26 protein-coding genes are annotated in these 25,576 nt (G+C 70.4%); 20 read left to right on the top strand and 6 right to left on the bottom strand.

What is annotated here, in order from left to right; genetic code table 11:
• Window positions 1–179: 179 nt before the first annotated feature.
• The 3 genes from ABN273_RS56775 to ABN273_RS56785 all read right to left on the bottom strand — a co-directional run bounded on the left by ABN273_RS56775 (window position 180) and on the right by ABN273_RS56785 (window position 3,832).
• Complete coding sequence (locus tag ABN273_RS56775) at window positions 180–683, bottom strand: hypothetical protein (RefSeq protein ID WP_349458101.1); 504 nt, start codon at window positions 681–683, stop codon at window positions 180–182.
• A gap of 1,311 nt (window positions 684–1,994) precedes the next feature.
• Window positions 1,995–2,657: a response regulator gene (locus ABN273_RS56780; protein WP_349458102.1), complete on the bottom strand. Its 663-nt coding sequence runs from the start codon at window positions 2,655–2,657 to the stop codon at window positions 1,995–1,997.
• Window positions 2,648–3,832: a sensor histidine kinase gene (locus ABN273_RS56785; protein WP_349458103.1), complete on the bottom strand. Its 1,185-nt coding sequence runs from the start codon at window positions 3,830–3,832 to the stop codon at window positions 2,648–2,650. Before ABN273_RS56785 ends, ABN273_RS56780 begins: the two co-directional genes overlap by 10 nt.
• A gap of 225 nt (window positions 3,833–4,057) precedes the next feature.
• Between ABN273_RS56785 and ABN273_RS56790 the strand changes: the two genes are divergently transcribed.
• The 5 genes from ABN273_RS56790 to ABN273_RS56810 all read left to right on the top strand — a co-directional run bounded on the left by ABN273_RS56790 (window position 4,058) and on the right by ABN273_RS56810 (window position 8,755).
• Complete coding sequence (locus ABN273_RS56790; RefSeq protein ID WP_349458104.1) at window positions 4,058–4,339, top strand: metal-sensitive transcriptional regulator; 282 nt, start codon at window positions 4,058–4,060, stop codon at window positions 4,337–4,339.
• Window positions 4,340–4,367: 28 nt separating this feature from the next.
• Entirely contained in the window at window positions 4,368–4,580 is a 213-nt protein-coding gene (locus tag ABN273_RS56795; protein ID WP_349458127.1) for a heavy-metal-associated domain-containing protein, read from the top strand.
• Window positions 4,577–5,527: a DUF8832 domain-containing protein gene (locus ABN273_RS56800; RefSeq protein WP_349458105.1), complete on the top strand. Its 951-nt coding sequence runs from the start codon at window positions 4,577–4,579 to the stop codon at window positions 5,525–5,527. Before ABN273_RS56795 ends, ABN273_RS56800 begins: the two co-directional genes overlap by 4 nt.
• Window positions 5,528–5,544: 17 nt before the next feature.
• On the top strand, window positions 5,545–7,749 hold the full coding sequence (locus ABN273_RS56805; RefSeq protein WP_349458106.1) for a heavy metal translocating P-type ATPase: 2,205 nt from the start codon (window positions 5,545–5,547) through the stop codon (window positions 7,747–7,749).
• Window positions 7,750–7,933: 184 nt separating this feature from the next.
• Window positions 7,934–8,755: an alpha/beta fold hydrolase gene (locus ABN273_RS56810; RefSeq protein WP_349458107.1), complete on the top strand. Its 822-nt coding sequence runs from the start codon at window positions 7,934–7,936 to the stop codon at window positions 8,753–8,755.
• 28 nt (window positions 8,756–8,783) lie between these two features.
• On the opposite strand, the gene ABN273_RS56815 is transcribed toward ABN273_RS56810, so the two are convergent.
• A complete protein-coding gene (locus tag ABN273_RS56815; RefSeq protein ID WP_349458108.1) occupies window positions 8,784–9,818 on the bottom strand; it encodes a GlxA family transcriptional regulator in 1,035 nt (344 codons plus the stop codon).
• Between the two features lie 71 nt (window positions 9,819–9,889).
• Here ABN273_RS56815 and ABN273_RS56820 point away from each other — a divergent pair, with 71 nt between their 5' ends.
• From ABN273_RS56820 to ABN273_RS56860, 9 genes are all read left to right on the top strand, one after another.
• Complete coding sequence (locus ABN273_RS56820; RefSeq protein WP_349458109.1) at window positions 9,890–11,149, top strand: APC family permease; 1,260 nt, start codon at window positions 9,890–9,892, stop codon at window positions 11,147–11,149.
• 215 nt (window positions 11,150–11,364) lie between these two features.
• On the top strand, window positions 11,365–11,997 hold the full coding sequence (locus tag ABN273_RS56825; RefSeq protein ID WP_349458110.1) for an RNA polymerase sigma factor: 633 nt from the start codon (window positions 11,365–11,367) through the stop codon (window positions 11,995–11,997).
• 78 nt (window positions 11,998–12,075) lie between these two features.
• Window positions 12,076–12,315 (top strand): anti-sigma factor family protein, encoded by a 240-nt coding sequence (locus ABN273_RS56830; RefSeq protein WP_349458111.1) that lies wholly within the window; start codon window positions 12,076–12,078, stop codon window positions 12,313–12,315.
• 138 nt (window positions 12,316–12,453) lie between these two features.
• Complete coding sequence (gene egtA, locus ABN273_RS56835; RefSeq protein ID WP_349458112.1) at window positions 12,454–13,683, top strand: ergothioneine biosynthesis glutamate--cysteine ligase EgtA; 1,230 nt, start codon at window positions 12,454–12,456, stop codon at window positions 13,681–13,683.
• Window positions 13,680–14,972: an ergothioneine biosynthesis protein EgtB gene (egtB, locus tag ABN273_RS56840; RefSeq protein ID WP_349458113.1), complete on the top strand. Its 1,293-nt coding sequence runs from the start codon at window positions 13,680–13,682 to the stop codon at window positions 14,970–14,972. Before egtA ends, egtB begins: the two co-directional genes overlap by 4 nt.
• Window positions 14,973–15,692 carry an ergothioneine biosynthesis protein EgtC gene (egtC, locus tag ABN273_RS56845; RefSeq protein WP_349458114.1) on the top strand — a complete coding sequence of 240 codons (720 nt, stop codon included), beginning with the start codon at window positions 14,973–14,975 and terminating at the stop codon, window positions 15,690–15,692.
• Window positions 15,693–15,707: 15 nt separating this feature from the next.
• Window positions 15,708–16,688, top strand: coding sequence for an L-histidine N(alpha)-methyltransferase (egtD, locus tag ABN273_RS56850; protein WP_349458115.1), 981 nt, complete (start codon window positions 15,708–15,710; stop codon window positions 16,686–16,688).
• A complete protein-coding gene (gene egtE / locus ABN273_RS56855) occupies window positions 16,685–17,833 on the top strand; it encodes an ergothioneine biosynthesis PLP-dependent enzyme EgtE (protein WP_349458117.1) in 1,149 nt (382 codons plus the stop codon). Before egtD ends, egtE begins: the two co-directional genes overlap by 4 nt.
• 111 nt (window positions 17,834–17,944) lie before the next feature.
• Window positions 17,945–18,610: an alpha/beta fold hydrolase gene (locus tag ABN273_RS56860; protein WP_349458118.1), complete on the top strand. Its 666-nt coding sequence runs from the start codon at window positions 17,945–17,947 to the stop codon at window positions 18,608–18,610.
• A 131-nt stretch (window positions 18,611–18,741) separates the two neighbouring features.
• On the opposite strand, the gene ABN273_RS56865 is transcribed toward ABN273_RS56860, so the two are convergent.
• Window positions 18,742–19,170 (bottom strand): hypothetical protein, encoded by a 429-nt coding sequence (locus ABN273_RS56865; protein ID WP_349458119.1) that lies wholly within the window; start codon window positions 19,168–19,170, stop codon window positions 18,742–18,744.
• Window positions 19,171–19,210: 40 nt separating this feature from the next.
• Between ABN273_RS56865 and ABN273_RS56870 the strand changes: the two genes are divergently transcribed.
• From ABN273_RS56870 to ABN273_RS56890, 5 genes are all read left to right on the top strand, one after another.
• Window positions 19,211–19,411 carry a hypothetical protein gene (locus ABN273_RS56870; RefSeq protein ID WP_349458120.1) on the top strand — a complete coding sequence of 67 codons (201 nt, stop codon included), beginning with the start codon at window positions 19,211–19,213 and terminating at the stop codon, window positions 19,409–19,411.
• 12 nt (window positions 19,412–19,423) lie between these two features.
• Window positions 19,424–20,833: a sensor histidine kinase gene (locus ABN273_RS56875; protein WP_349458121.1), complete on the top strand. Its 1,410-nt coding sequence runs from the start codon at window positions 19,424–19,426 to the stop codon at window positions 20,831–20,833.
• A gap of 116 nt (window positions 20,834–20,949) precedes the next feature.
• Complete coding sequence (locus ABN273_RS56880) at window positions 20,950–21,612, top strand: response regulator transcription factor (protein ID WP_349458122.1); 663 nt, start codon at window positions 20,950–20,952, stop codon at window positions 21,610–21,612.
• Between the two features lie 70 nt (window positions 21,613–21,682).
• A complete protein-coding gene (locus ABN273_RS56885; RefSeq protein ID WP_349458123.1) occupies window positions 21,683–22,243 on the top strand; it encodes a DUF4956 domain-containing protein in 561 nt (186 codons plus the stop codon).
• Between the two features lie 91 nt (window positions 22,244–22,334).
• Window positions 22,335–23,228 (top strand): polyphosphate polymerase domain-containing protein, encoded by an 894-nt coding sequence (locus tag ABN273_RS56890; protein WP_349458124.1) that lies wholly within the window; start codon window positions 22,335–22,337, stop codon window positions 23,226–23,228.
• 373 nt (window positions 23,229–23,601) lie between these two features.
• Here the strand turns inward: ABN273_RS56890 and ABN273_RS56895 are convergent, their stop codons facing one another.
• The gene (locus ABN273_RS56895; RefSeq protein ID WP_349458125.1) at window positions 23,602–24,156 is read right to left on the bottom strand and encodes an acyltransferase family protein; all 555 of its coding nucleotides are present in this window, start codon (window positions 24,154–24,156) and stop codon (window positions 23,602–23,604) included.
• A gap of 329 nt (window positions 24,157–24,485) precedes the next feature.
• On the opposite strand from ABN273_RS56895, the gene ABN273_RS56900 reads away from it, so the two are divergent.
• Window positions 24,486–25,547, top strand: coding sequence for a 3-deoxy-7-phosphoheptulonate synthase (locus ABN273_RS56900; RefSeq protein WP_349458126.1), 1,062 nt, complete (start codon window positions 24,486–24,488; stop codon window positions 25,545–25,547).
• Window positions 25,548–25,576 lie beyond the last annotated feature (29 nt).

Consider the following 25,576-nt stretch of genomic DNA (forward strand, 5'->3'; position numbering starts at 1 on the left):
CCTGGGCGGGGGCCGAGGCCAGGGACAGGGCCGCCGCCGAGGCGACGCCCAGCAGCCCGGCCCGGGTCGCGAGGTTGGTGCGCATTGAGATGTTCTCCCTTGCTGATCGGATCGGCGACGGCCCGTATTGACCGTCGCAACGGGGGATCATGACCCCACGGGAACGGCGGTGCTGACGGTCAGCCGTAGGACTGTGCCCAGTACTCGATGGTCTTCTGCTGCGAGGGGATGAAGATCGCGCCGTACTTCTTGTGCCCGGCGTTGGTGACGCGCAGGTAGCGGGGAGTGCCGTCGCAGGGCCACTTGGCCTTCTTCATGGTCTTCCAGTCCAGGTACTGGTTCCGGTACATGAACTTGACGATCATGGTTTGGCCCTTGCCCCAGCAGCGGGCCTTGACCTGCATCACCCGGTGGCCGTACTTGCGGTTCCACGAGGGACCCCAGTAGCCGTGCCAGCCCGACTCGTGCTTGAGCGTGACCCACTTGGCGCTTTTGGCGGCCGCCTGGCCGAAGACCGCCTCGGCCGCGGCGGCCCCTTGGGCGGTGGTAGGCGCGATGGCGGTCCGAACGGCGGTCTGCGGCGCGGTGGCGGGGGCCGCCTGGGCGGGGGCCGAGGCCAGGGACAGGGCCGCCGCCGAGGCGACGCCCAGCAGCCCGGCCCGGGTCGCGAGGTTGGTGCGCATTGAGATGTTCTCCCTTGCTGATCGGATCGGCGACGGCCCGTAGTGACCATCGCTCGGATCATTGCGGCGGAGCCGGGTGGATCTCCACCAGTCGCGCGGGTTGAACGGGCTCTACTCGCCGGCGCGGAGCGCCGCCAGGGCGTGCTCGAGGTTTCCCTCTGACTCTCGCGTGATGTTGCGGCTGTTCTGCCACTCGCGGTTCTCGAAGCACTTGTGCGCCCACCACGTGGGCTTCGCAGGGCCCGTCCAGCCTATGTAGTGCCCTTGCAGGCACCGCATCTTCTTGATCGTCGTTGGTTCCCATCTGTCGCCGTGGGAGCAGGCGGGGATGAACTTCTTTACGATCGGCTTGTTGCAGAGCCACTTGATGGTGGGGTTGGCCTGCCTATGGACCCGACGGCGCTGGATGTCGCTGCGGGGGTCATGGCCTGGGTTGCCGACTCCGCTGTCCCACCCGCGAGCACCAGTGGAACGCACCCGCCGCGACTGCGGTGCTGATCTTCGTGATGGCCTTCATGTCGTCTCCTTCGCTCGTGAATCCGCTCGTGTCGAGCGGGTTACAAGAAGCTAGGCCGCGCCTTGTTGAGGATTTGTTCAGGATCCGTGAAGTGGTCAGTGGTCTGCGACATGCGATGTCAGTGACGGCGGAGGCCTCGCCGGTGCCAAGCTCGGCGCCGATGGCCGAGGTTGATCCAGCGACCCTGGGCCTGGACCGACGCCGACAGACCGGGCGCGGCGGCCTGAGCGGGCGTGGGCATGACCAGCGACCCCAGGGGGATGAATGTAGTGGCGGCGAGTGCCGCACCGATCTTTGAATGCGTTTCATGCCGAGGCCCCGTCCTGTCTTCACGTCCTCCGGTAGCAAGCGATCTCCTTGACCGCTTGCCCCGAGGCCTGTGCCACCAGGATCGTGGCGCTCGAATTGTTCGGCACCCCTGCTCAGGCGGGCAAACAATTGCGTTCTTGGGGCGAACGATTTGGGGTCAAAGACACCCTCTTAGGCCCACCGCGGCGAGCAATGCCGACGCGGGTGTCCTCAGCTTCATGCTGCCTCCCTGGTTCTCGTTGTCGGACCGTGCTGTCATCCGAGAGTGCAGGTCGGCGACGTCGCGGCACATCTGTCCTGCGGCGGAACCTGCTGTCGGCCGTCGCGAGTATGGCCCTACGCGGTAAGGCGTACTCGACCTGAACGGGAGAGAAGGAGGCGAGGCCGTCATCGGGCGGAGCTTCCTGCGCCGCCTGAGCGAGGGATTTCACGATTCAGCGTCGCGTGTATGGCGGTTCATCCGTGATCGTGATATGGGGCCGGGGTCAGGTGGCGTCGATCAGCCCGTTCTCGAAGGCGAAGACGACGGCCTGCACCCGGTCGCGCAAGCCGAGCTTGGCGAGGATGTGGCTCACATGCGTGCGCACGGTACCCTCCGACAGGTACATCCGCGCCGCGATCTCGGTGTTGGAGAGCCCTGTGGCGATCGCCGCGAGCACTTCCCTTTCCCGGCGGCTGAGCAGGGCGGCCCGCTGGTCAGGGGTCTTGCCCGGCTCCGGGACGCGCTGCATGAAGTGGGAGATGAGCCGCTTGGTGGTGGACGGCGCGATGATGACCTCGCCGTCGTGCACCACCCGGATCGCCTCGGCGAAGAACCGCGGGCCGCTGTCCTTGAGCAGAAAACCGCTGGCCCCGGCCTTGATCGCGCCGAAGACGTACTCGTCGAGGTCGAAGGTGGTGAGGACGAGCACCCGGGGCCGCGCGGCCCGCTCGCAGATGCGCCGGGTGGCCTCGATGCCATCCATGCGGGGCATCCGTACGTCCATGACCACCACGTCGGCGGGCACCTGCTCCACCAGCTCCAGGATCTCCTCGCCGTCCGCGGCCTCCCCGACGACCTCGATCCCCTGCTCGCGGCGGAGCACCAGCCGCACCCCGGTACGGACGAGTTGCTGGTCGTCGGCCAGCAGCACACGGATCAGGTCCACGGCAAGGTGGCCTCGACCTGGAACCCGCCAGGTGGCGGCGAAGTGACCTGCACCGTGCCGCCCAGCATGGCGGCGCGCTCCCGCATGCCGACCAGCCCTTGGCCGGAACCCGACCAGCTTAAGGAGCCGGCTCTGCGACGAATTCTCCCACCCCCGTCATCGGTGATCTGGATGTGCAGCCCGTCCTCGGCGTAGCGCAGTGACACGTCAGCCTTGGCACCCTTTCCGGCATGCTTGAGCGTGTTGGTCAGAGCCTCCTGCACGATCCGGTAGGCGGCCAGACCCAAGGCCGGCGGGGCCTCGCGGACCTGTCCACTGACGTGTAACCGTACCTCCATCGGCAGCCGTTCGGCCAGATCCTTGATCGCATCGATGCTCGGCTGCGGCGCCATGGGCGCGTCCCGCAAGAGGCCCAGCAGCAGCCGCAGCTCCCGCAGCGTGGCCCTGCCTGACGCCCCGATGGCGTCAACGGCCTGGCCCGCCTCGTCCAGGTCCTGGTCGAGCAGCGCGGCGGCGGCACCGTCCGAGTGGATCACCATGGCGCTGACGTTGTGCGCCACGATGTCGTGCAGCTCACGCGCGATGCGTATGCGTTCCTCCGCCAGAACGGCCTGGACGCGGCTCTCCTCGCCACGGGTGATCGCCTCGGATTCCGAACGTCGCAACCTGCCCAGCCCCCACGCGCCTGAGCACAGCGCGAACGACGTCACCAGCAGGGGGGTGGGCACGGCGGGCAAGGGGAACGGCAGCGTGTCCGGTCCGAAGACCTGCTGGACGGTGACCGGTGCCACGGGCAGCAGCGTCGCGATGATGAACAGCCCGGCCCAGCGGGAAGAGCTCCACCGTCCCGCGGTGTAGGACATGAACATCAGCGCCGTCGGCGTGCTCAGCTCCGCCCAGGAGGCGTTCCACTCCGTCCAGATGTCCCAGCGCCCGCTCAGCAGCCACAGCGCCCACACCAGGGCCAGGACCGCCACCGTGTTCCTGCGCCGCCACGCCAGGCTGGCGTACGCCAGCAGATCGCCCCAGAACGAGAGGGGGACGCGGTCGAGGTCCGCGATGGGCTGCTCGTAATAGGGCACTTCTATCAGCAGGTACACGCAGGCGACCGTGGCGAGGAGCGCGTCGGCCAGACGCTGATGACGGTTCCACCACTCCAGAAAACGCCGGGGCATGACACGACGTTACGGCCCTCGTCCCGCGCCCGCCTCATCCTTGTCACGCATGCGCGATACGCCGCCGGGCAGACATCGGCCATCCGCCTGCGGGCAGATGCGCACACACGTCGTCTGTGCCCCTGAGACCTCCTCGATCGTCACCCGCGGTACCTCGATTCCCGCCTGGGTCTTTGAAATACGGTAGGGGGGTATGGTACGTTGAAGGAGTCGGAAGGGGGAGTCATGGTTGGCTACGGCGATCACAAGCAGGACCAGCTGCGTCGGCTGCGCCGGATCGAGGGTCAGGTGCGCGGGTTGCAGCGGATGGTCGAGGACGACAAGTACTGCATCGACATCCTGACGCAGGTGTCGGCGGCCACCAGCGCCCTGCAGTCGGTCGCGATCTCTTTGCTGGAGGATCACCTGGCGCACTGTGTGGCCGACGCCGCCGCGCAGGGCGGGCCTGAGGCGCAGGCGAAGGTGAAAGAGGCTTCCGACGCGATCGCACGGCTCGTGCGTTCCTGACATGACCATCGAGGAAGGGTTGATCGACATGGCAACTGCTACCTACACCGTCAAGGGCATGACCTGCGGCCACTGCGTGAGTTCGGTGAAGGAGGAGGTCGGCGAGGTCGCCGGTGTCACCTCGGTGGAGGTGGATCTGGCCAGCGGGCTGCTGACGGTCGAGAGCGACAGTCCTGTGGCGGCGGCGCAGATCGTGGCGGCCGTGGAGGAAGCGGGCTACGAGGTGGTGAATCCGGCATGAATGCGGCGACCAAGCTGGGTGTTTACGTGCTGGGGCTGGCCGTCGTCTTCGGTGGCGCCCTGGGCGTCGGGAGCGCGGTGGGAGACGTCGGTCCGGCACCGGCCAAGCCGGAACACGGGACCGCCCATTCGACTCCCGCCGCGGACAGTCATGGCGGCCATGAGCAGACCACCGCACCAGCGCAAGACGATACCCCCGGGGGGCTCCAAGTGTCCCAGGACGGCTACACCCTCAACCCGTTGACCACCGTCAAGGCCGGCGAGGCCACCGATTTCCGGTTCACCGTGACGGGGCCGGATGGCCGGCCGGTGACCGGCTACCAGGTCGAACATGACAAGAAGCTGCACTTCATCGTGGTCTCGCGGGACCTCGGGACGTTCCAGCATCTGCATCCGGACATGGCCGCCGGCGGCGTGTGGTCGGTGAGGCTGACGCTGGACGACCCGGGCGCCTACCGCGCCTTCGCCGACTTCGCCCCCACCGGTGGGAGTGGCCTGACCCTGGGCGCGGACCTGCTGGTCGCGGGCGACTACAAGCCGGACCCCCTGCCCGAGGTGGCTCGGACGGCTGAGGTGGACGGTTACCAGGTCTCGCTGGACGGTGATCTGGTGCCTGGCCAGGCCGCCAAACTCACGCTGAGCGTGAGCAAGGACGGCGAACCGGTCACGGATCTGCAGCCGTATCTGGGAGCGTACGGACATCTGGTGGCGTTGCGGGCAGGTGACCTGGCTTATCTTCATGTGCATCCGGAAGACAGTGGCAAGGCCGGGCCGGAGGTCACCTTCTACGCGGAGGCTCCCAGCGCCGGTGACTACCGTTTGTTCCTGGACTTCAAGCACGACGGCAAGGTCCGCACCGCGGACTTCACCGCCCGGGCCGGGGCCGGACAGCCCAAGCCGACGGCCGAGCCGGGCACCGGCCCGTCCCACGATGAACACACGCACTGATCGGGAAAGGAGGGGTGATGTCTTCCCTGACTGAGGACAGATCCGTCGAGCTTGCCATTGGCGGTATGACGTGCGCGTCCTGCGCGAACCGGATCGAGCGCAAGCTCAACAAGCTCGAGGGCGTGAGCGCGACCGTCAACTACGCGACGGAGAAGGCGAAGGTCACCTTCCCCGAGAGCGTGGATCCGCAGCAGTTGATCGCCGAGGTGGAGAAGGCGGGTTACACCGCCGCGCTGCCCGCCCCGCCCGCAGCCGAAGCCGACGAGGAGCCGGCGGACGAGCTGAGGCCGCTGCGCGAGCGGTTGGTCACCGCGGTCGTGTTGAGCGTGCCGGTGGTGGCGATGGCGATGGTTCCGGCGTTGCAGTTCACGAACTGGCAGTGGTTGTCGCTGGTGCTGACGGCGCCGGTGGTGGTGTACGCGGGGTGGCCGTTCCACAAGGCGGCCTGGACCAACCTGCGGCACGGCGCGGCCACGATGGACACCCTCATCTCGGTCGGCACGCTGGCCGCCTTCGGCTGGTCACTATGGGCGCTGTTCTTCGGCACCGCGGGCACGCCCGGGATGACGCACCCGTTCGCCTTCGCCATCGAGCGGACCGACGGCTCGGGCAACATCTACCTCGAGACCGCGGCGGCGGTGACCGCGTTCATCCTGGCCGGGCGCTATTTCGAGGCCCGCTCCAAGCGGCGCGCGGGTGCGGCGTTGCGGGCGTTGCTGGAGCTGGGCGCCAAGGACGTGGAACTGGCCGACGGCCGCCGCATTCCCACCGACCAGCTCAAGGCCGGCGACACCTTCGTCGTGCGGCCGGGCGAGAAGATCGCCACCGACGGTGTGATCCTTGAGGGCTCCTCCGCGGTGGACGCCTCGATGCTGACCGGCGAGTCCGTGCCCGTGGAGGTCCGCCCCGGCGACGCGGTCACGGGGGCCACTGTGAACGCGGGCGGCCGTCTCATCGTCCGCGCCACGCGGGTCGGCGCCGACACCCAGCTCGCCCAGATGGCCAAGCTGGTGGAAGAGGCGCAGACCGGCAAGGCGGCTGTGCAGCGGCTGGCCGACCGCATCTCCGGCATCTTCGTGCCGATCGTGATCGCGCTGGCCGTCGCCACGCTCGGGTTCTGGCTCGGCACCGGCAACGGTGCGGCGGCGGCGTTCACTGCGGCGGTGGCGGTGCTGATCATCGCCTGCCCGTGCGCGCTGGGCCTGGCCACGCCAACGGCGCTGCTGGTCGGTACCGGGCGGGGCGCGCAGCTGGGCATCCTGATCAAGGGTCCGGAGGTGCTGGAGTCGACCCGTACGGTGGACACGATCGTGCTGGACAAGACCGGCACGGTGACCGAGGGCAAGATGACGCTGGTCGCCGTGCACCTGGCCGAGGGCGAGAGCCGCGAGGAGGTGCTCAGGCTGGCGGGCGCGTTGGAGCACGCCTCCGAGCACCCGATCGCTCAGGCCATCGCCCGCGAAGCCGACTCCGATGCGACCGTCGAGGACTTCGCCAACGTGGAAGGACTCGGCGTACAGGGCATCGTGGACGGCCACGCGGTGCTGGTCGGGCGGCCCCGGCTGCTGGCCGAATGGTCTCAGCACCTGCCCGCCGACCTCGAACGCAAGCTGGCCGAGGAGCAGGCGGCGGGCCGCACCGCGGTGGCGGTCGGCTGGGACGGTCAGGCGCGTGCGGTGCTGGTGGTGGCCGATGTGGTCAAGCCGACCAGCCGGCAGGCGATCGCCGATCTGCGGGCGCTGGGCCTGACCCCGGTGCTGCTGACCGGCGACAACGAGGCCGTGGCCAGGACCGTGGCGGCCGAGGTGGGCATCGACGAGGTGATCGCCGAGGTGCTGCCCGCCGACAAGGTCGATGCGGTGAAGAAGCTGCAGGCCGAGGGCAAGGTGGTGGCCATGGTGGGCGACGGGGTCAACGACGCCGCCGCACTGGCCCAGGCCGACCTGGGGCTGGCGATGGGCACCGGCACCGACGCCGCCATCGAGGCCTCCGACCTCACCCTGGTCCGCGGCGACCTGCGGGTGGCCGCGGACGCGCTCCGGCTGTCCCGCCGCACGCTGTCCACGATCAAGGGCAACCTGTTCTGGGCCTTCGCCTACAACGTCGCCGCCCTCCCGCTGGCCGCGCTCGGCCTGCTCAACCCGATGATCGCCGGAGCCGCGATGGCGTTCTCCAGCGTCTTTGTGGTGAGCAACAGCCTGCGGCTACGCCGCTTCAAGTGAACGAACCACCCTGTGGCCGAAGGCGATCAACGCCTTCGGCCACGTTCACGTATGCAGGTCTGGGGCGCGTCGCTGCTCGCCGCGGGGGTCGGTTATCTCCACAACCTAGGATGATTAGGAAATAAGCTAAGCCCTCTAGGTAACCGGAGGCGCCTGCTTCCGCTGTGAGCAATGGAGGAAGATCATGACTGTGCTGTCCGTGCCGGGTGCCCGCCTCTATTACGAGGTCAGCGGCAGCGGGCCGGTGCTCCTCATGCTGCCGGGCGGCGGCGGTGACGCGGCCGTGTTCGACGTGGTGGCCGGGCCGCTCGCCGAGCACTTCACGCTCGTCACCCTCGACCCGCGCGGCTACTCGCGCAGCCGTCTCGACAGCCCGGTCCCCGTGGATCAGCGGGTCGACGTGCAGAGTGACGACGCCTTCCGGTTGCTCGACGTGGTGAGCCCGGACCGGCCCGCCTACGTCTTCGGCGGCAGCAGCGGCGCCATCGTCGGTCTTGACCTGCTCGCCCGGCATCCTTCCCGGGTGCGTCGCCTGGTCGCCCATGAGCCGCCGTGCTTCGCCCTGTTGCCCGACGCCTCCGCGCAGTTGGCCATGGTCGAGGAGGTGTACCGGCTCTTGCGCACGCAGGGGCTCGCAGCCGCGTCAGCTCGGTTCATGGAGGGCATAGGCGGCACCATGAAGGCCATGCCGGACCCTGCTTCGTTGCCGCCTCGGGCCGCTGAGATGATGGCCCGGCTGCTGCGCAACGCTCCGATCATGATGGAGCACGAGTTGCGGCAGTTCACCTCCTATGTGCCTGACCTGGCCGCTCTTGGCCAGGTCTCCGACCGGCTGGTCCTCGCGGCCGGGCGGGAGAGCAGGGGGCATCTGCCGTACCGGCCCGCCGCCGTGATGGCTGAGCGGCTCGGGATCGAGCTGGTCGAGTTCCCGGGCGCGCACAGCGGTTTCACCGACGCGCCCGAGGAATTCGCCAAGCAACTGATCGAAGTGCTCGGCGCTTCTTGACCGGCGTGGCCGGCCGCTCAGGTCCGGCTCATGCCTCGACGGCAGACTCAACCGTCTGCCGATTTCGGTCGGCCCGCCTTTTCGCCGCTCCCTGCTCGGGTTTGCCCGCGCGGTAACGGAAGATCTGACGGTAGGTCTGCGGGGGGACGCCGGCGACCCGGCCGAAGTGGTAACGGAACGTCGCGGCGGTGGCGAAGCCGGCCTGGCGGGCGATGTCCTCGATGGACTCGTCCGTGGTCTCCAGGAGCTCCTGCGCCAGCCGTACCCTCTGCTGGAGCAGCCACTGGAGCGGGGTGATGCCCAGGGTGTCGCGGAAGCGCCGGGCGAAGGTGCGCTCGCTCAAGTGCGCCACCTGGGCGAGCCGCGGAACGGTCAGCGGCTCGTGCAGGTGGCTGCGGGCCCACTCCAGCACCGGGGTCAGGGAGCCGTTCTTGCCGGACTGGAGGACCGGACGGGTGTACTGCGCCTGGCCGCCCTCCCGATGCGGTGGTACCACCATGCGGCGGGCGATTTCGTTGGCGACCGCCGCGCCATGGTCCTGGCGCACCAGATGCAGGCAGGCGTCGATGGCCGACCCCGTGCCGGCCGACGTGATGACGTCGCCGTGGTCGATGTAGAGCGGTGCGGGGTCGTAGTCGATCTCGGGGAAGCGGTGGGCGAAGTCAGCGCCGTTCATCCAGTGCGTGGTGGCGCGCCGGCCGTCCAGCAGCCCGGCGGCGGCCAGCACGTACGCGCCTGAGCAGATCGACATGATGCGCCTGCCCGAGCTGTGGGCGGTGCGCACCGCGTCCACCAGCTCGGATGGAGGATCGAGCTGGACGGCGCGGGCGACGGCACCCACCACGACGGTGTCGGCCAGGACCAGGTCGTCCAGCCCGTACGCGGTGTCGATCGTCAGGCCGGCGGTGGTGCGCAGCGGACCGGGCTGAGCGGCGCACAGCCGTAGCTCGTACCACGGATCGACCAGGTCGCTCCGGTCGATGCCGAATACCTCGCACGGCACGGCCAGCTCCAGCACGGGGGTGCCGTCAGTGACCGCGAGGCCGACCACATGTCTGCCCATGGCTGGAATTTAACGCATAATGTCGTTTCTGCCGATGGCCCTGACGCGCCATGCCCTTGATGCTGATCGGCATGAGTCACGTGACCAAGACAGGGGGCATGACGCTCCGCCACGGCACCGCGATGTACGTGGGCGCGGTGCTGGGCACCGGTGTGATCGCGCTGCCTGCGCTGGCCGCCGACGCGGCCGGACCGGCCTCGTTACTGGCGTGGCTGGCGCTGGTCCTGCTGTCGGTGCCGCTGGCCGGAACCTTCGCCGCGCTCGGCGCCCGCTACCCCGACGCGGGCGGCGTGTCCACCTACGCCCGCCTGGCCTTCGGCGAGCGTGCGGCGGCGATCGTCGGCTGGTGCTTCTATTTCGCCGTGCCCCCGGGCGCCGCCGCGGCGGCGCTGTTCGGCGGCGCCTATGTCGCGGCCGCGCTCGGCGGCGGGACGACCGCCACCACCGTCACGGCGTTCGTGCTGATGGCCGTGGTCACGGCGGCCAACGCCTTCGGCCTGCAGGTGAGCAGCAGGCTGCAGTTCGCGCTGGCGGGTCTGCTCGTCGCGCTGCTGCTCGTGTCGGTCGCGCTGTCCTTGCCGCACGCCGACCTGGACAACCTGCGGCCGTTCGCCCCGCACGGCTGGGGCGCGATCGGATCGGCGGCGGCGCTGCTGGTGTGGAGTTTCGCGGGCTGGGAGGCGATCACGCATCTCGTCGCCGAGTTCCGCCACCCGCGGCGCGACGTGCCGAGGGCGACGGGGGCCGCGGTGGCCATCGTCGGCGTGCTCTATCTGCTGGTGGCCTTCGCCACCCTCACCGTTCTGGGGGCCGGCGCGGCAACGACGGACGCGCCGTTGGGCGAGCTGATGGCTCGCGGGCTGGGCGGCAGCGCCCGCTGGCTGGCCGCCGGGGCCGCGCTGTTGCTGACGCTGGGCGCCATGAACGCCTATTACGCCGGCGCCGCCAAGCTCGGCGCCGCACTTGGCCGGGACGGGGCGCTGCCCGGCGTGCTGGCCCGGGGAAGCGTGGCGGGCGAGGTGCCGCGGCGCAGCCTGGCCGTCAACTCGGCACTGTCGTTCGCCGCGCTGGCCGTGGTCGTCGCGGTCGGGGTGGGGCCCGAGCCGCTGGTACTGCTCACCACCGGTTCGTTCGTGGCGGTGTACGCGTTCGGGGTCGCCGCGGCAATCAAGCTCCTGCCCCGGCGCAGCATGGGGCGGGCCGCGGCGATGCCGGCGCTCATCGCGGTGGTTGCGCTGCTGCTCATGTCCGGCGTCTACCTGCTGTGGCCGGTGGCGGTGACCGGAGCGGCCCTGCTGTACCTGCGATTCACCCGACTGGAGCGCCTGTGATCCTTGGCATCGACCACGTGGGCCTGGCCACCGACGATCCGGCGGGGCGCCGCGCTCACCTCGGCCTTCCTGAACTGCACTACGCGGAGACACCGCCGGGACGGAAGAACGTCAGTGGGAATGATTAGCGTGGGGCGGGTTAGTCCCAAGGCACAGGGGCCGAGGTCCGGCCTCGACGTCATGGATGTCTCAGCGTTCGACCGGAGGGGGCGATCGTGGGGTCTTTCGCGGGCGGTGGGCTGCCCCCGGACGACGTCGTCGTCACGGCCCTGCGAGCCGGGGATGAGGCGATGTTCGCGGCGCTGCTGGACACCTGGTCCGGGGGCATGTTGCGGGTGGCCAGGTCCTACGTGTCCACCGACCACTCCGCGGAGGAGGTCGTCCAGGACACGTGGCTGGCGGTGATCGGCGGGATCGACGCCTTCGAGAGCCGCTCGTCGGTCAAGACGTGGATCTATCGCATCCTGGTCAACACCGCGAAGAAGCGGAACGCCCGCGAGAGCCGCACGCTGCCGTGGAGCTCCTTCGAGCAGGACGGCGCGACGGACAAGGGCCTCGACGCCGTGCTGCCGGGCGGCTGGAAGGAGCCCTCGGCGGCCTGGCCGACGCCCGAGAGTGAGGCGCTCGCCGCGGAGGTGCGTGGGCTGATCGCCGAAGGGCTGGCCAGACTGCCTTCCCGGCAGCGGATCGTGATCACCCTGCGCGACGTGGAGGGGTGCACTTCTGAGGAGGTGTGCGAAATCCTGGAGATCTCCCCGGCCAACCAGCGGGTGCTGTTGCATCGCGCCCGCACGGCCGTGCGCGGCTGGCTCGCCGACTACTTCGAGTCGGTGAAGCAGCCAGAATAGCTCGCAGGCTCCTTCCGGCCGATGCGGCGGCACAATTAGTGAAGCGGTTCATATCCAGAGAAAAGGGCGGTCGACGTCGTGAAGCGGTTCACCTGCGACGAACTGGCGGAAGTTATCACCGCCTACCTTGAAGACGCCCTCGACCGGCCGGCACGCGACGGCGTGCGGGCGCATCTGGCCTGCTGCGAGGGGTGTGAGCGCTACTTCGAGCAGTTCCGCGCGACCATAGGCGCCCTCGGCGACCCGCCTCCGGAGGAGCTGCCCGCCGACGTGCGCTCGCGGCTCATGTCGGCCTTCCGCGAGCGGCGGCGCTTATAGCCGGAGGCAGGCGCTATAACCGGAGGCAGGCGGTCACGAGGCCGGTGAGCCCGGCCCTCGTTCATTGCCCAAAAATTACCTGTAACGCTGGCGCGTCTCGCGGGTCTGTAGACCCGTGCGCCACGCGAAGGGTAGACGATGATCGGCCTGACGTCCGAGGGCACGCCGCTGCGGGACGCCTCCGAGGTGGCGGACTTCGCACGCCGCTGCTTCCAGCCGGACCTGAGTGCCACGGACCGGGTGGGCGTCGAGCTGGAGTTCCTGGTTTTCGACCGTAAGACGCCGGCCGCGTACGTACCGCTGGCCAGGGCGGAGCGTGCCATCCCCGCGCTGCCGGGCGGCAGCAGGGTGACGTTCGAGCCCGGCGGCCAGCTCGAGCTGTCCGGTCCGGCGGCCTCGCTGCCGGACGCGCTCGGCTGCCTGGCCGCGGACCTGGCCGCCGTGCGCGCCGCCCTGCACGAGGAGGGGCTGGTCCTGGCCGGAGTGGGCCTCGACCCGGTTCGGCCGGCCCGCCGCCAGCTGCGCCTGCCCCGATATGAGGCCATGGCCGAGTTCCTCGGCGAGCCGTACGGGCCGCTGATGATGTGCTCGACCGCGTCCGTCCAGGTCAACCTGGACCTGGGGGAGCGGCCGGCGGCGCGCTGGGAGCGGGCGCACGCGCTCGGCCCCGTGCTGCTGGCGGCCTTCGCCAACTCGCCGCTGAGCGGCGGCCGCCCGTGCGGCTGGATGTCCGGCCGTCAGGCCGTGTGGGAACACCTCGACCGCACCCGCACCGCGCCCGTGCCCGCCTCGGGCGACCCCGCCGCCGACTGGGCCGAGTACCTGCTGGACGCCCGGCTCATGCTGGTACGCGAGGGCGAGGAGCACTGCCGCCCGGTCCGCGACGGCTCGACGTTCCGCGACTGGCTGAACGGCGGAGGCGAGCGCCGGCCCACCGCCGACGACCTGGCCTACCACGCCACGACGCTCTTCCCCCCGGTGCGGCCCCGGGGCTGGCTGGAGATCCGCTACCTCGACGCCCAGCATCCGGCGGCCTGGCCGGTGTGCGCGGCCGTGACCCACGCCCTCGTCACCGACGACCGGGCCGCCGACGCCGCGCTCGCCGCCGCGGAGCCGTACCGGAAGTGGTGGGAGACGGCGGCGCGGTGCGGGCTGGCCGATCCGCGCCTGAGCCGGGCCGCCGAGGCGTGTTTCCGCGCCGCCCTGGAGGCGCTGCCCCGCCTGGGCGCTGGCCCCGGACTGGTCGGTGAGGTGGCGGCGTTCGCCGACCGGCACGTGACCACGGGCCGCTCACCGGCGGCCGACCTGATGGATGCGGTGCCGGGACGGCGCGTCCCGGCCTGGCTCAACGGGGAAGGACGGGAATGAACGACTTCAAGGAACGCATCGCGGCCGAGCTCCTCGCCGTGCGCGACCGGTCACTCGCCTACACGGCGGCGGACGACGACCTGCTGGTGCGCCAGCACTCGCCGCTGATGTCGCCGCTGGTGTGGGATCTCGCGCACGTGGGCAACTACGAGGAGCTCTGGGTGCTGCGCGAGGCCGGGGGCATCGACCCGCTCCGCCCCGAGATCGACGACATCTACGACGCGTTCAAACACCCGCGAAAAGACCGTCCCACCCTGCCGCTCCTGGGCCCGGCCGAGGCCCGCCGCTACATCGAGGGCGTACGCGGGCGCGTGCTCGACGTCCTCGACGCGGTCGACCTGGACGGACCGGCCCCGCTGCACCGCGACGGTTTCGTGTTCGGCCTGGTGATCCAGCACGAGCACCAGCACGACGAGACCATGCTGGCCACGCTGCAGCTGTCCGGGCAGCCGGGCCTGGTGCGCGAGGGGGAGCTGCCGCCGGGCCGGCGCAGCGGCCCCGAGGAGGTGTACGTGCCCGCGGGCCCGTTCGCCATGGGCACCGACACGTTGCCCTGGGCCTACGACAACGAACGCCCCGCCCACCAGGTCGAACTCGCCGCCTACTGGATCGACCGGCTCCCCGTCGGCAACCGCGCCTACGCGGCGTTCATCGAGGACGGCGGCTACGACGATCCGCGCTGGTGGACCGCGGAGGGCTGGCACTGGCGGCAGCGCCGCGGCGTCGTGGCCCCGCTGTTCTGGGTCAGGGACGGCGACACCTGGTGGCGCACCCGCTTCGGCCGGACCGAGCCCGTCCCGATGGACGAGCCGGTCCAGCACGTGAGCTGGTACGAAGCCGACGCCTACGCCCGCTGGGCGGGCAAGCGGCTGCCCACCGAGGCCGAGTGGGAGAAGGCCTGCGGCTGGGACCCGGAGGCCCGGCGGGCACGCCGGTATCCGTGGGGCGAGGACGACCCGGGCCCCCACCGGGCGAACCTCGGCCACCGCGCCGCCCACCCCGCGCCGCTGGGCGCCTATCCGGCCGGGGCCAGCGCGTACGGGGCCGAGCAGATGGTGGGAGACGTCTGGGAGTGGACCGATTCCTGGTTCCAGCCCTACCCCGGATTCCGCAGCTTCCCGTACAAGGAGTACAGCGAGGTGTTCTTCGGCCACGACTACCGGGTGCTGCGCGGCGGCTCGTGGGCGGCCGACCCGGCGGCGGTGCGCACCACGTTCAGGAACTGGGACTATCCGATCCGTCGGCAGATCTTCACCGGGTTCCGGTGCGCGCGCTCGGAGCTGGTCTGAGTGTGCAGGCACGCGGCCTGGCTGGGCGCCGCCCGTCCGCTCACCTGGCTCATCCACGAGCCCGAGCACGGCCTGCTCAGGCAGTCGTACGCGCCACGGCGGCAGCGCCATGGCATGATCAACGCCGACGGCTACGGCATGGGCTGGTACGACCCGGCCAGCGCCGAGCCTGTGCGGTACCGCCGTACCGTGCCGATCTGGGCCGACGCCAACCTGTCCGGGCTCGCGCAGACCGCCCGCTCGACGTGCCTGCTCGCGGCCGTGCGCTCGGCCACCACGGGCATGCCGATCGAGGAGAGCGCCACCGCGCCGTTCGCCGACGGAGGGTGGCTGCTCAGCCACAACGGGCGCGTCACCAGGGACGCGCTGCGCGATCTCGCCGACGACCTGGCCGATCGCGCGGAGAGCGCGTGCGACGCCGCCTGGGTCGCGGCCGCCGTGTTCCTGCGCGGGCGCACCGGGCTGGGCCTGGGCGCGGCGCTGGCCGAGGTCGTCGTCCACGCCGGGAAGAAGGACCCCGGCGCCCGCCTCAACCTGCTCGCCTGCGACGGCGTGTCGGTCGCCGCGACCGTCTGGGGCGACACGCTCTTCTACCGCCAGCACGACGACGGCGTGCTCGTGGCCAGCGAGCCGCTCGACGACCTGCCGGGCTGGCAGGCCGTTCCCGAGCGCAGCCTGATGACCGTCACCCGCGACCGCGTGAGCTTGCAGCCGTTGTGATCCAAGGAGGGCCCCATGGCCGTCAGCCAGTCCATCGTGCATGTGATCGACCATCTTGACCGTGACTATCTGCGACAGGCGCTCGAACGCGACGTCAGGACCGGCCTGACCGCGACGCCCAAGTGGTTGCCGCCCAAGTGGTTCTACGACGCCGCGGGCAGCGACCTGTTCTCCCGCATCACGCGGTTGCCCGAGTACTATCCGACCCGGCGCGAGCTGGCGATCCTGCGGGCGCGGGCCGCGGACCTGGCGGCGGCCTCCCACGCGGACACGCTGGTGGAGCTGGGCTCGGGCACCAGCGAGAAGACCGAGCTGCTGCTGGAGGCGCTCGCCGCGGCGGGCACGTTGCGCACGTACACGCCGGTGGACGTGGACGCCGTCACCCTCGAGGCGGCGGCGCGGCGGCTGGCCGGGCGCTTCGCCGGGCTGGAGGTGCGGGCGGTGTGCGCCGACTTCGAGCGCCATCTGGGGCTGCTGCCGCGTACCGGGCGGCGGATGGTGGCCTTCCTCGGCGGCACGATAGGGAACCTCGAACCCGCCGCCCGCAGGATGTTCATGAAGGAGTTGCGGGCCACGCTCCGGCGCGGGGACACGTTCCTGCTCGGGGCCGACCTGGTGAAGGACACCGGGCGGCTGGTGGCCGCGTACGACGACGCGGCGGGGGTGACGGCCGCCTTCAACCGGAACGTGCTGCGGGTGATCAACCGGGAGCTGCGAGCGGACTTCGAGCCGGCGGCGTTCGAGCACGTGGCGCTGTACGACGAGCGGCACGAGTGGATCGAGATGCGGCTGCGGGCCGGCCGGGACATGCGGGTGCGGATCGAAAGCCTCGGGATGGTGGTGGACTTCGCCGAAGGGGAGGAGGTGCGTACCGAGATCAGCGCCAAGTTCCGGCCGGAAGGGCTGCGCCAGGAGCTGGTGGCGGCGGGTTTCCAGATCCGCCGCGGTTACACCGATCCGGCAGGTGACTTCACCCTGATCCTGGCGCAGGCGTGATCGCCGGGGTCGGGTGGGACGCTTCGATCGCCGAGTCCTGGCGGGGCGCGCGCAGCGTGGTGCCGCCCGGGCATCTCGACGCGGCCGGCTGCAACGTGCCCAGCGACCGGGTGCTCGACGCGGTCGTGGCGCACCTGCGGCTGGAACGGGAGCGCGGCGGCTACGCGGCCGTACCCGACCTCACTCCGGCGAAGTCCGCCCTGGCCGCGCTGGTCGGAGCCGATCCGGGGGATGTGGCGTTCCTGGAGAGCGGCACGGCGGCGATGGCGGCCCTCCTGGGCGGATGGCGGCTCGCGCCGGGCAGCCGCGTCGGCTACCCCCGCACCGAGTACGGCAGCACGCTGATGCTGCTGCACCGCCTGGCCGCCCTGCGCGGCTGGAAACCGGTCGAGCTGCCGGTGGACGGTGACGGCCGCCTGGACCCGTCGGAGCTGGGGGCGGGGCTCGACCTGGTGATCGTCTCGCACATCGCCTCCCATCGCGGCGTCGTGCAGCCGGTGGTGGAGATCGGGGCGCGCTGCCGCGCGGCGGGGGTCCCGCTCGTGCTCGACGTCTGCCAGTCGCTCGGGCACGTGGAGGTACGCGGGGCCGACGCGGCCGCGTACGTGGGCACCTCCCGCAAGTGGCTCGCCGGCCCGCGCGGCGTCGGTTTCCTGATCGTCCCCGGCCTCACACCGGCCATGGACGCCGCGGTCCCGACCCTCCGCGGCCACCTCTGGACCGCACCGGCCGACGACCCGGCGCCGGTGCCCGGCGCGGTGCGGTACGAGAGCGCGGAGGCGGCGGTCGCGGCGCAGATCGGGCTCGGCGTGGCCGTGCTCGAGCAGCACGCGCTGGGCGCGCCCGCGGTCCACGCGCACCTGGCCGACCTCGGCCGTACGGCGCGCGGCGTGCTCGACGGGGCGGGCGGGTGGCGGGTGGCCGAGCCGCTCGACGAGCCGTCCGCCCTCGTCACGCTCAGGCCCCCGCCCGGTGACCCGGCGGAGGCCGCCGCCGCCCGGGCCGCCGACGCGTCCCTGCTGGTCAGCGTCGTGCCGACGGCCCGGGCCCCGCTGGACCTGCGCGAACCAGTGCTCCGCGTCTCCCCGCCACCCGGCACGCCACTGGAGACCCTGCACGCTCTGGCCCGCGTCCTCGCTCGCTGACCGGCCGACTGCAGCGACCGCCGTCAGAACGGTCGCCCCTCAGGCCAGAACCCTTCAGGCCATGCGGCATACATCGTACCGATCGGTTCGATCCCTGCTAGTATCCGGGCTGTGACGACATTTGTCCTGATCCCCGGTATGTGTCATGGCGGCTGGTGCTTCGACGAGCTCGCCGAGCGGCTACGAAGCCACGGGCACCGGGCGTACCCGCTGACGTTGACCGGGGTCGGCGAGCGCAGCCACCTGCTCCACGGCGGGGTGAACCTCGACACGCACATCCAGGACGTGACCGGGGTGCTGGCCGCCGAGAACGTCACGGACGCCGTCCTGGTCGGCCACAGCTACGGCGGGATGGTGATCACCGGAGCCGCCGACCGCGCGCCCGAGCGGGTGGGCAGCCTGGTGTATTTGGATGCCGTGGTGCCCGGGCACGGCGACTCCTGCTGGAGTCTGGTCTCCGAGCGGGAACGGTGGTGGTACGTGGACGTGGAGGAGAGCGGCTACGCGACCCGGCCGCTGCCGTTCTTCGACCCGCGCGCCACGGCTCACCCGCTCGCCTCGGTGCTCCAGCCGCTCCGGCTCGCGGGCGACCTCGCGCACATCCGCCGCAGAGATTACGTGTACGCGGCGAGCTGGGGCAGCGAGTCGCCGTTCACTGCCGTGTACGAGCGGCTGCGTCGCGACCCTTCCTGGACCACGCACGCGCTGGACAGCTCGCACAACCTCATGCGCGACGCTCCTCAGGAGCTGCTGAAGATCCTGCTCGACACCGCTTAGACCCGCGGTCGCCCGGGGAGACATGGCGAGCGGAGCGTGATAATCATGCTGCTGAGCGTGATCAGATGAGAGGTTTCTCATCTCGGCTTCAGCGTGGTCTCCTCGAAGGGCGTCAAAGTCAAGGTCATGAATCACCGGGGAACGTTGATCCTGTTCGCCCTTGGTGCGGCGATGGCCGGGTTCATGTCGGTGGGGCTGGTGCGGGCGGCCCACGACGAGCCCGAGCTCGGTGACCCGGTCGTGGTGTCGCCCACGCCCACGTTGGGCTCAGGCCCCATGGGGGGTGGAGAGCTGGGGTCCGGCCCGAGCACGCCCACCACGGTCGCGAGCCCCACGCCTTCGACGAGACTGGCGCCACAGCCCGCCATCAGCACGAAGTCGAGGCCCACGGCGAGCGCCAAGCCCGGGTCCAGGCCGAGTGCCGAGCCGAGACCGGCCAAGAGCGCCGCGCCCCAGCCCGTCAGGAGCCCCGCGCAGGGCGGGGACGACGGGTCCACGGCGCGAGAGGCCGGGGTGCGGCCCGTGCCGGGCGATACCGAGGCTCCGCCCGTGCCGCGCACGACCGGGGCGCAGCCGGTCCGGCCGCCGTCGCCCAGGCCGGTGGACGATGACGATGACGACGACCGCGGTGGGGATGCCGGTGGCGATGATGACCGCGGTGGGGATGACGACGACGACCGCGGTGGGGATGACGGTGGCGAGGAGGACCGCGGTGGGGATGCCGGTGGCGACGAGGACCGCGGTGGGGATGACGGTGGCGACGACGACCGCGGTAGGGACGACGGTGGCGACGATGACTGACCAGGTGACCGCATGCGGATGAGCGCCCGTGCCCGGATCGTGGGCTGGATGCTCGCCGTCGTCGGCCTCGCCTTGTCGGTCTCGATCTTCGCGACCTGGACCATCCTGCTGGCCCGTCTCGACGACCGGATGAGCCTCGAGCTCAGCAATGAGGCGGAGAAGCTGCGGCGCTACGCCGCGACCGCGCTGGATCCGGAGACCGGGCGCACGATCACCGACGTCGAGCACCTGCTGACCGGATACCTGGCGCTCAACGCGCCCGACAGGTGGGAGACCTTCTTCAGCATCGTCGACGGCCGGGCCAGCAGGATCACCGCGATCCCGCCACCCGTACGCATCGACACCGACGACGCGCTGGTCACGCGGATGGCCGGGGCCATCCGGCCCGATTACGGCGAGGTCGAGAGCGCCGTGGGAACGGTCCATTACGCGGTCATCCCGGTGACGGTGAAGTCAGATCCGCGGCCGGGCCACTTCGTCGTGGCGATCCTCTACGACCGGCACCGCGACGAGATCGTGGACGCGGTACGGGTTCTCGGGCTGTCCGCGCTGGCGGCGACGGCGCTGGCGGGAGCGGCCGGGTGGTTCGTGGCCGGGCGGGTGCTGGCGCCGGTCCGGCTGGTCAGCCAGACCGCGGAGCAGATCAGCGACTCCACCGATCTCACGCGCAGGCTCGTCGTGCCGGGCGACGACGACGTGGCCGCGCTGGCGGCGACGTTCAACCACATGCTCGACCGGCTCGAGCGCGCTTTCGTCGTGCAACGGCACTTCATGGACGACGCCGGCCACGAGCTGCGCACCCCGATCACCGTCATCCGCGGCCACCTGGAGCTCATGGGCGACGACCCCAGCGAACGCACGGAGACCCTTGCCCTGGTCACCGACGAGCTCGACCGCATGAACCGCATCGTCGAAGACCTCCTCACCCTTGCCAAGGCGGAGCAGCCCGGCTTCCTCGACCTGCACGACGTCGAGGTGGCCGACCTAACGGTCAGCGTGGTCGCCAAGGCCCGCGCGCTCGGCAACCGGCGCTGGCGGGTCGACGAGGTGGCCGAGGCCCGTGTGCCCGCCGACCGCCAGCGGCTCACGCAGGCGCTCATGCAGCTCGTGGCCAACGCCGTCCGCCACACCACTGACGACGATCTGATCGCCGTCGGCTCGGCCGTCCGCGACGGGCAGATCGAGCTGTGGGTACGCGACAGCGGGCCCGGCGTGGCGCCCGCGGAGCGCGAGCGGATCTTCGGACGGTTCGTCCGCGGCACGGGCCGCACCGTGATGTACGAGGGGGCCGGTCTGGGCCTGGCCATCGTCCGATCGATCGCCGAGGCCCATGGCGGCAACGTGAGGGTGACGGATGCCCCAGGTGGCGGGGCCTGTTTTGTCATGACCATCCCGGTGTGGGAGCTGTGGTGGCCGGGATGAGCCGGACGTGATCGCCTCGGGCGCGCCCCGCGTGGTCGTGGGGGAGATGCCGGAACCGGCGGGGTGTGATCGTCGAGGGCGGAAGTCTGTTCATGCCAGGTGTGGGAGAGGAACGGATGAATCGCATTCTGATCGCCGAGGACGAAGCCAGGATCGCGTCCTTCGTCGAGAAGGGGCTGCGGGCCAACGGCTTCGCGACCGCCGTGGTCGGAGATGGGGTCGCGGCCTACGACCTTGCCTGCGCGGGCGGGTTCGACCTGCTGATCCTGGACATCGGGCTGCCGTTGAGCGACGGGTTCACGGTGCTGCGGCGGCTGCGGCAGTCCAGGGTGACCATGCCGGTGATCATCCTGACGGCGCGCGACAGCGTGAGTGACACGGTGGCGGGGCTGGAGGGCGGCGCGGACGACTACATCGCCAAGCCGTTCGCCTTCGAGGAGCTCCTGGCCAGGGTGCGGCTGCGCTTGCGGGCCGAACACACGCTGGAGGTGACCGTGCTGCGCGTGTCGGGCCTGTCGCTGGATCTGCGTACGAGGCGGGCGTACGTCGGGGATCGCGCGGTCGATCTGTCGGCCAGGGAGTTCGCACTGGCGGAGATCTTCTGCCGCCACCCCGACCAGGTGCTGACGCGCGAGCAACTGCTCAGCCACGTCTGGGGCTTCGACTTCGATCCCGGGTCCAACGTGGTGGACGTCTACGTGCGCTACCTTCGCCGCAAGATCGGCGCGGACCGGATCGAGACCGTGCGCGGCGCCGGTTACCGCATGAGAGTCGCCTAATCATCACCTCACCGTCGCCTCACCCCACGCAGCCAAGCTGTTCATCAGCAGCACCACGGAGGGAGCGGTCGTGACAGCCGGACTCGTCATGGATCTCGCGTCGATCGTCGTCCTGGCCTACGGCCTCTACTACCGACGACACCACCGGCGCGACCTGCTCTTCGCCTACGTCGCCCTCAACGTGGGCATCTTCGCGGTCGTCTCGCTCCTCCTCGTCCAGCGAGTCGACATCGCGGTCGGCTTCGGCCTGTTCGGCGTGCTCTCGATCATCCGGCTCAGGTCCAGCGAGATCACGCAGCAGGAGATCGCCTACTACTTCGTCGCCATCGTCCTGGGCCTGGTCAACGGCATCGCGGGGCGGTGGCCGCTGACCGCCCTCCTGCTGGACGGGGTGCTGCTGGCGGTGATGTTCGTCGCCGACCACCCCGGCCTGCTCGGACGCACCCGCCACCAGCTGGTCACGCTGGACGTGGTGCATGCCGACCCGGACCTGCTGCGCGTCGACCTGGAGAGCCGGCTGCGGGCGCACGTCCTCCACTACGTGGTCACCCAGATCGACTACGTCCGCGACGTGACGGTGGTCGACGTCCGCTTCGTGGTCCCACCGCACCGTCGCGCCGGCGCGCGTTGACCAGCTCGTGGCCGGGAGGTGTGCTGAGCGGCGGGCAGGCGGCGTGGGGCCTGCGGCGACGGGGCGTTCTTGACTGTTGGGGGGCGTGGTGATGGCGGCTGAACTGGATGCGGATGTGCTGCTTGCCGGGGTCGCGGCCGCGATGTCGCCGATCGGGCTGGAGGAGGTGCCGGAGCTGATGAGCCGGGTCGACCGCAAATACATCGTGACGGGCCCGACCATGGCCGCCCTCGCCGCCGAGCTGGGCGACCGGTTCGCCGTGCTGAAGATCGGCGCGCGGCGGCAGTTCCGCTACAGCTCCACCTACTTCGACACGCCCGACCTGCTCACTTTCCGCCAGCACCGGCAGGATCGGCGGCGCAGGTTCAAGGTCCGCACCCGTACCTACCTGGACGGGGGCGGCCAGTGGCTCGAGCTCAAGCTCAACGGCGCGCGGGGCAGCACCGACAAACACCGCATCCCGTACGACGACGCTCCGGGACAGACGCTCACCCCGGAGGCCATGGACTTCGTACGCGACACCCTCCTCACCGAGCTACACCTCATCGCCCCAGAGACGCTGGGACCGGTGCTGTCCACCGACTACAGACGCGTGACCTTCATCGACCCATCCGGCGCCGCGCGGCTCACCTGCGACACGGGCCTGAGCTGCCGTGACGGTCAGGCCAGCGCGTCGGCCCGCCGGGACCTGGTGCTGCTGGAGTCGAAGTCGGCGGACGGGAGGGCGTGGGTGGACAAGGTCCTGCGCGGGCTGGGCGCGCGGCCGGTGAGCGTGAGCAAGTACTGTCTCGCGGTCGCCGCACTCCGCCACCTTTCCGCCAACCGCTGGCGCCCGGTGCTGCGACGCTATCTCGTCCACCGGCCGGAGCCGGAGGCCCGGCGCCTGGTGCCCAGGGGCTCGCCGGACTGTCGGGGGCAGGCGGCCGGACGTGAAGGCCGATGGGCGGCCTCCGACGTCGGATCGCGGCTATCTGCTGGGCTTTAAACGGTGTCACGGCCTGCGCAGCCAGGTGAAGTGCGCCAGCTTGAGCATCAGCCCCAGCACTTGACGTGCTCTCCGCCGTGAACGGCAGAGATTCCCGTGCTGCTCACGCAGCAGTTCATGCCGCTACACGGCACGATCTATGGAACGGGACGCTTGACGCTTCATCGACCCGCCCAACGGCGAGTCTCCACATCCTGTCACCGCCCGTCCGGCGGCATCGTTATACCAATGAATCAAGGAAGTGATCTCTCAGCCAGCTTGGTTATCGCTTGCCTGTTCGACCGCAAGAACCATACCGTACGTGACCGCGAAGTCGCAAGGAGTTGCGGTAAACTGCACGCTCGCGCCCCAGAGGGTACTCACGCGCGGGCCTTCACCATCCCGCCCGAAGGCGGGAGCACTGGCCCGCATTTCGGTAGAAGGGCAGCACGGCGAACGTCCGGTTCATGGCCAGCTCGTCGGGTAGCGCGCTCATCCCGGTCAGCAGCGAAAGCGCGACCGCGATCCCCAGTGGCCACCTGAGCTGCTGCCACACCGGCGTCGACAGCCGCCCCAGGAACAGCGAGAGCAGGAACCAGGTCAGGTAGTACGGGTCCAGCAGGCTCAGCTCGAACTTCCCGTACAGGAGCAGCCTGGGCAGCGAGTACGCGAACTCGAAGATCAGGTACGGCACCGCCAGCGTCGAGATGAGCTTGCGCGCCTTGCCCGCCGAGAACGTGAACCGGCGCGACAGATAGCCGCTCAGCACGATGAACAGCGGCATGTGGAAGAGGTAGACGTAGAAGTAGAGCGCGTGCGGGATGGCCGCGCCCCGCTGGTCCTCGATGAGGTGACCGCACACGACCAGCACGATGGCCAGGTATTTGGCGTTGTCGAAGAACGGATCCCTGGCGGTGACGGGCTCGGCGGTGACGGCTGCGCTGCTCACAGATCACGCACCCTAGCCAGCACTCGAGTAACCGCCAGGAAACAGGGAGTGAGGGATTGCGGAAGGGCGGATGTCCGCTCACGCCCGGCCGCGCGATTTGAAACCGTGGACGTCTCGCTGGTACCGTTCACGACATGCCGCTGATCAGTCGATTTTCGCGCTATGTGCGGGCTCCGGGTGGGGCCGAGGGTCACATGCGCTGATCAACTGTTCATCCGGAGCCAAAGGCAGAGAGATTCGTCTCTGCCTTTTCGTCATTTAGGCGGTCGGCTCCGGACCCTCGGGCGTGGGCCGTATCGCCACAGAGCGCAGAGAGCAGGCCCCGCCCCATGACTGTCACCAGGGATCTACGCATCACCTCGTTCGAAGCCCTGTCCACACCCGCGGAGCTTCGCGCGGAACTACCGCTAGGAGCGGACAAAGAGGCATTCGTCGCGGCCAGCCGTCGTGCCGTCCGCGACATTCTCGCCGGCGACGACGATCGGCTGCTGCTCGTCATCGGACCGTGCTCCGTGCACGATCCGGAGGCGGCACTCGACTACGCCCGCCGCCTCGCCGAAGCCACGCGCGGCATGGAGGACGCCCTGTGCGTCGTCATGCGCGTCTACTTCGAGAAGCCGCGAACGACCATCGGCTGGAAAGGCCTGATCAACGACCCGGACATCGACGGCGGCCATGACGTGCAGCGGGGCCTGCACCTCGCCCGCACCGTGCTTCTCGACGTGCTCGGCACGGGACTGCCCGTCGGCTGCGAATTCCTGGAGCCCACCAGCCCGCAGTACATCGCGGACGCCGTCACGTGGGGCGCGATCGGCGCGCGTACGCCGGAGAGCCAGGTGCACCGGCAGCTCGCCTCCGGCCTGTCCATGCCGGTCGGTTTCAAGAACGCCACGGACGGCGATGTGCAGGTGGCGATCGACGGCGTGCACGCCGCCGCCCACCCGCAGGTCTTCTTCGGCATCGACGATGAGGGGCGGGCCGCGGTGGTGAGCACGAAGGGCAATCCGGACTGCCACATCATTCTTCGCGGCGGTCGCGGCGGCCCCAATTACGACGTGGACTCCGCCGGCGACGCCCTCGCCCTGCTGCGGAAGGCTCAGCGACCGGAGCGGTTGATCGTGGACGCCAGCCACGGCAACAGCGGTAAGGACCATGTGCGTCAAGCCGCTGTGGTCCGGGAACTGGCCGCTCGGGTCGCGGAGGGTGAGGAAGGCATCGCCGGGTTGATGGTGGAGAGCTTCCTCGTTCCGGGCCGGCAGGAGCCCGGACCTCGCGAGGGCCTGACCTACGGGCAGAGCATCACCGACGCCTGCGTCGGCTGGGACGAGACTGAGCGCTTGCTTGACGTCCTGGCGGCGGCCGCGCGCTCTCGGCGGCAGGCGAGGAGCTGATTCACCGCGGCGGGGGGGGGGGGGGGGGG

The organism is Nonomuraea sp. B19D2 (genome assembly GCF_040137845.1).
GTDB lineage: Bacteria > Actinomycetota > Actinomycetes > Streptosporangiales > Streptosporangiaceae > Nonomuraea.

Bases quoted from the DNA above. Each gene is read 5' to 3' on its own strand.
- ABN273_RS56810 (WP_349458107.1), top strand. From the start codon at position 7,934: ATGACTGTGCTGTCCGTGCCGGGTGCCCGCCTCTATTACGAGGTCAGC.
- ABN273_RS56775 (WP_349458101.1), bottom strand. From the start codon at position 683: ATGCGCACCAACCTCGCGACCCGGGCCGGGCTGCTGGGCGTCGCCTCG.
- ABN273_RS56790 (WP_349458104.1), top strand. From the start codon at position 4,058: ATGGTTGGCTACGGCGATCACAAGCAGGACCAGCTGCGTCGGCTGCGC.
- egtD (WP_349458115.1), top strand. From the start codon at position 15,708: ATGGCCGTCAGCCAGTCCATCGTGCATGTGATCGACCATCTTGACCGT.
- ABN273_RS56900 (WP_349458126.1), top strand. From the start codon at position 24,486: ATGACTGTCACCAGGGATCTACGCATCACCTCGTTCGAAGCCCTGTCC.
- ABN273_RS56795 (WP_349458127.1), top strand. From the start codon at position 4,368: ATGGCAACTGCTACCTACACCGTCAAGGGCATGACCTGCGGCCACTGC.
- ABN273_RS56815 (WP_349458108.1), bottom strand. From the start codon at position 9,818: ATGGGCAGACATGTGGTCGGCCTCGCGGTCACTGACGGCACCCCCGTG.
- egtB (WP_349458113.1), top strand. From the start codon at position 13,680: ATGAACGACTTCAAGGAACGCATCGCGGCCGAGCTCCTCGCCGTGCGC.
- ABN273_RS56805 (WP_349458106.1), top strand. From the start codon at position 5,545: ATGTCTTCCCTGACTGAGGACAGATCCGTCGAGCTTGCCATTGGCGGT.
- ABN273_RS56875 (WP_349458121.1), top strand. From the start codon at position 19,424: ATGCGGATGAGCGCCCGTGCCCGGATCGTGGGCTGGATGCTCGCCGTC.
- ABN273_RS56800 (WP_349458105.1), top strand. From the start codon at position 4,577: ATGAATGCGGCGACCAAGCTGGGTGTTTACGTGCTGGGGCTGGCCGTC.
- ABN273_RS56820 (WP_349458109.1), top strand. From the start codon at position 9,890: ATGAGTCACGTGACCAAGACAGGGGGCATGACGCTCCGCCACGGCACC.
- ABN273_RS56880 (WP_349458122.1), top strand. From the start codon at position 20,950: ATGAATCGCATTCTGATCGCCGAGGACGAAGCCAGGATCGCGTCCTTC.
- ABN273_RS56890 (WP_349458124.1), top strand. From the start codon at position 22,335: ATGGCGGCTGAACTGGATGCGGATGTGCTGCTTGCCGGGGTCGCGGCC.
- ABN273_RS56785 (WP_349458103.1), bottom strand. From the start codon at position 3,832: ATGCCCCGGCGTTTTCTGGAGTGGTGGAACCGTCATCAGCGTCTGGCC.
- egtA (WP_349458112.1), top strand. From the start codon at position 12,454: ATGATCGGCCTGACGTCCGAGGGCACGCCGCTGCGGGACGCCTCCGAG.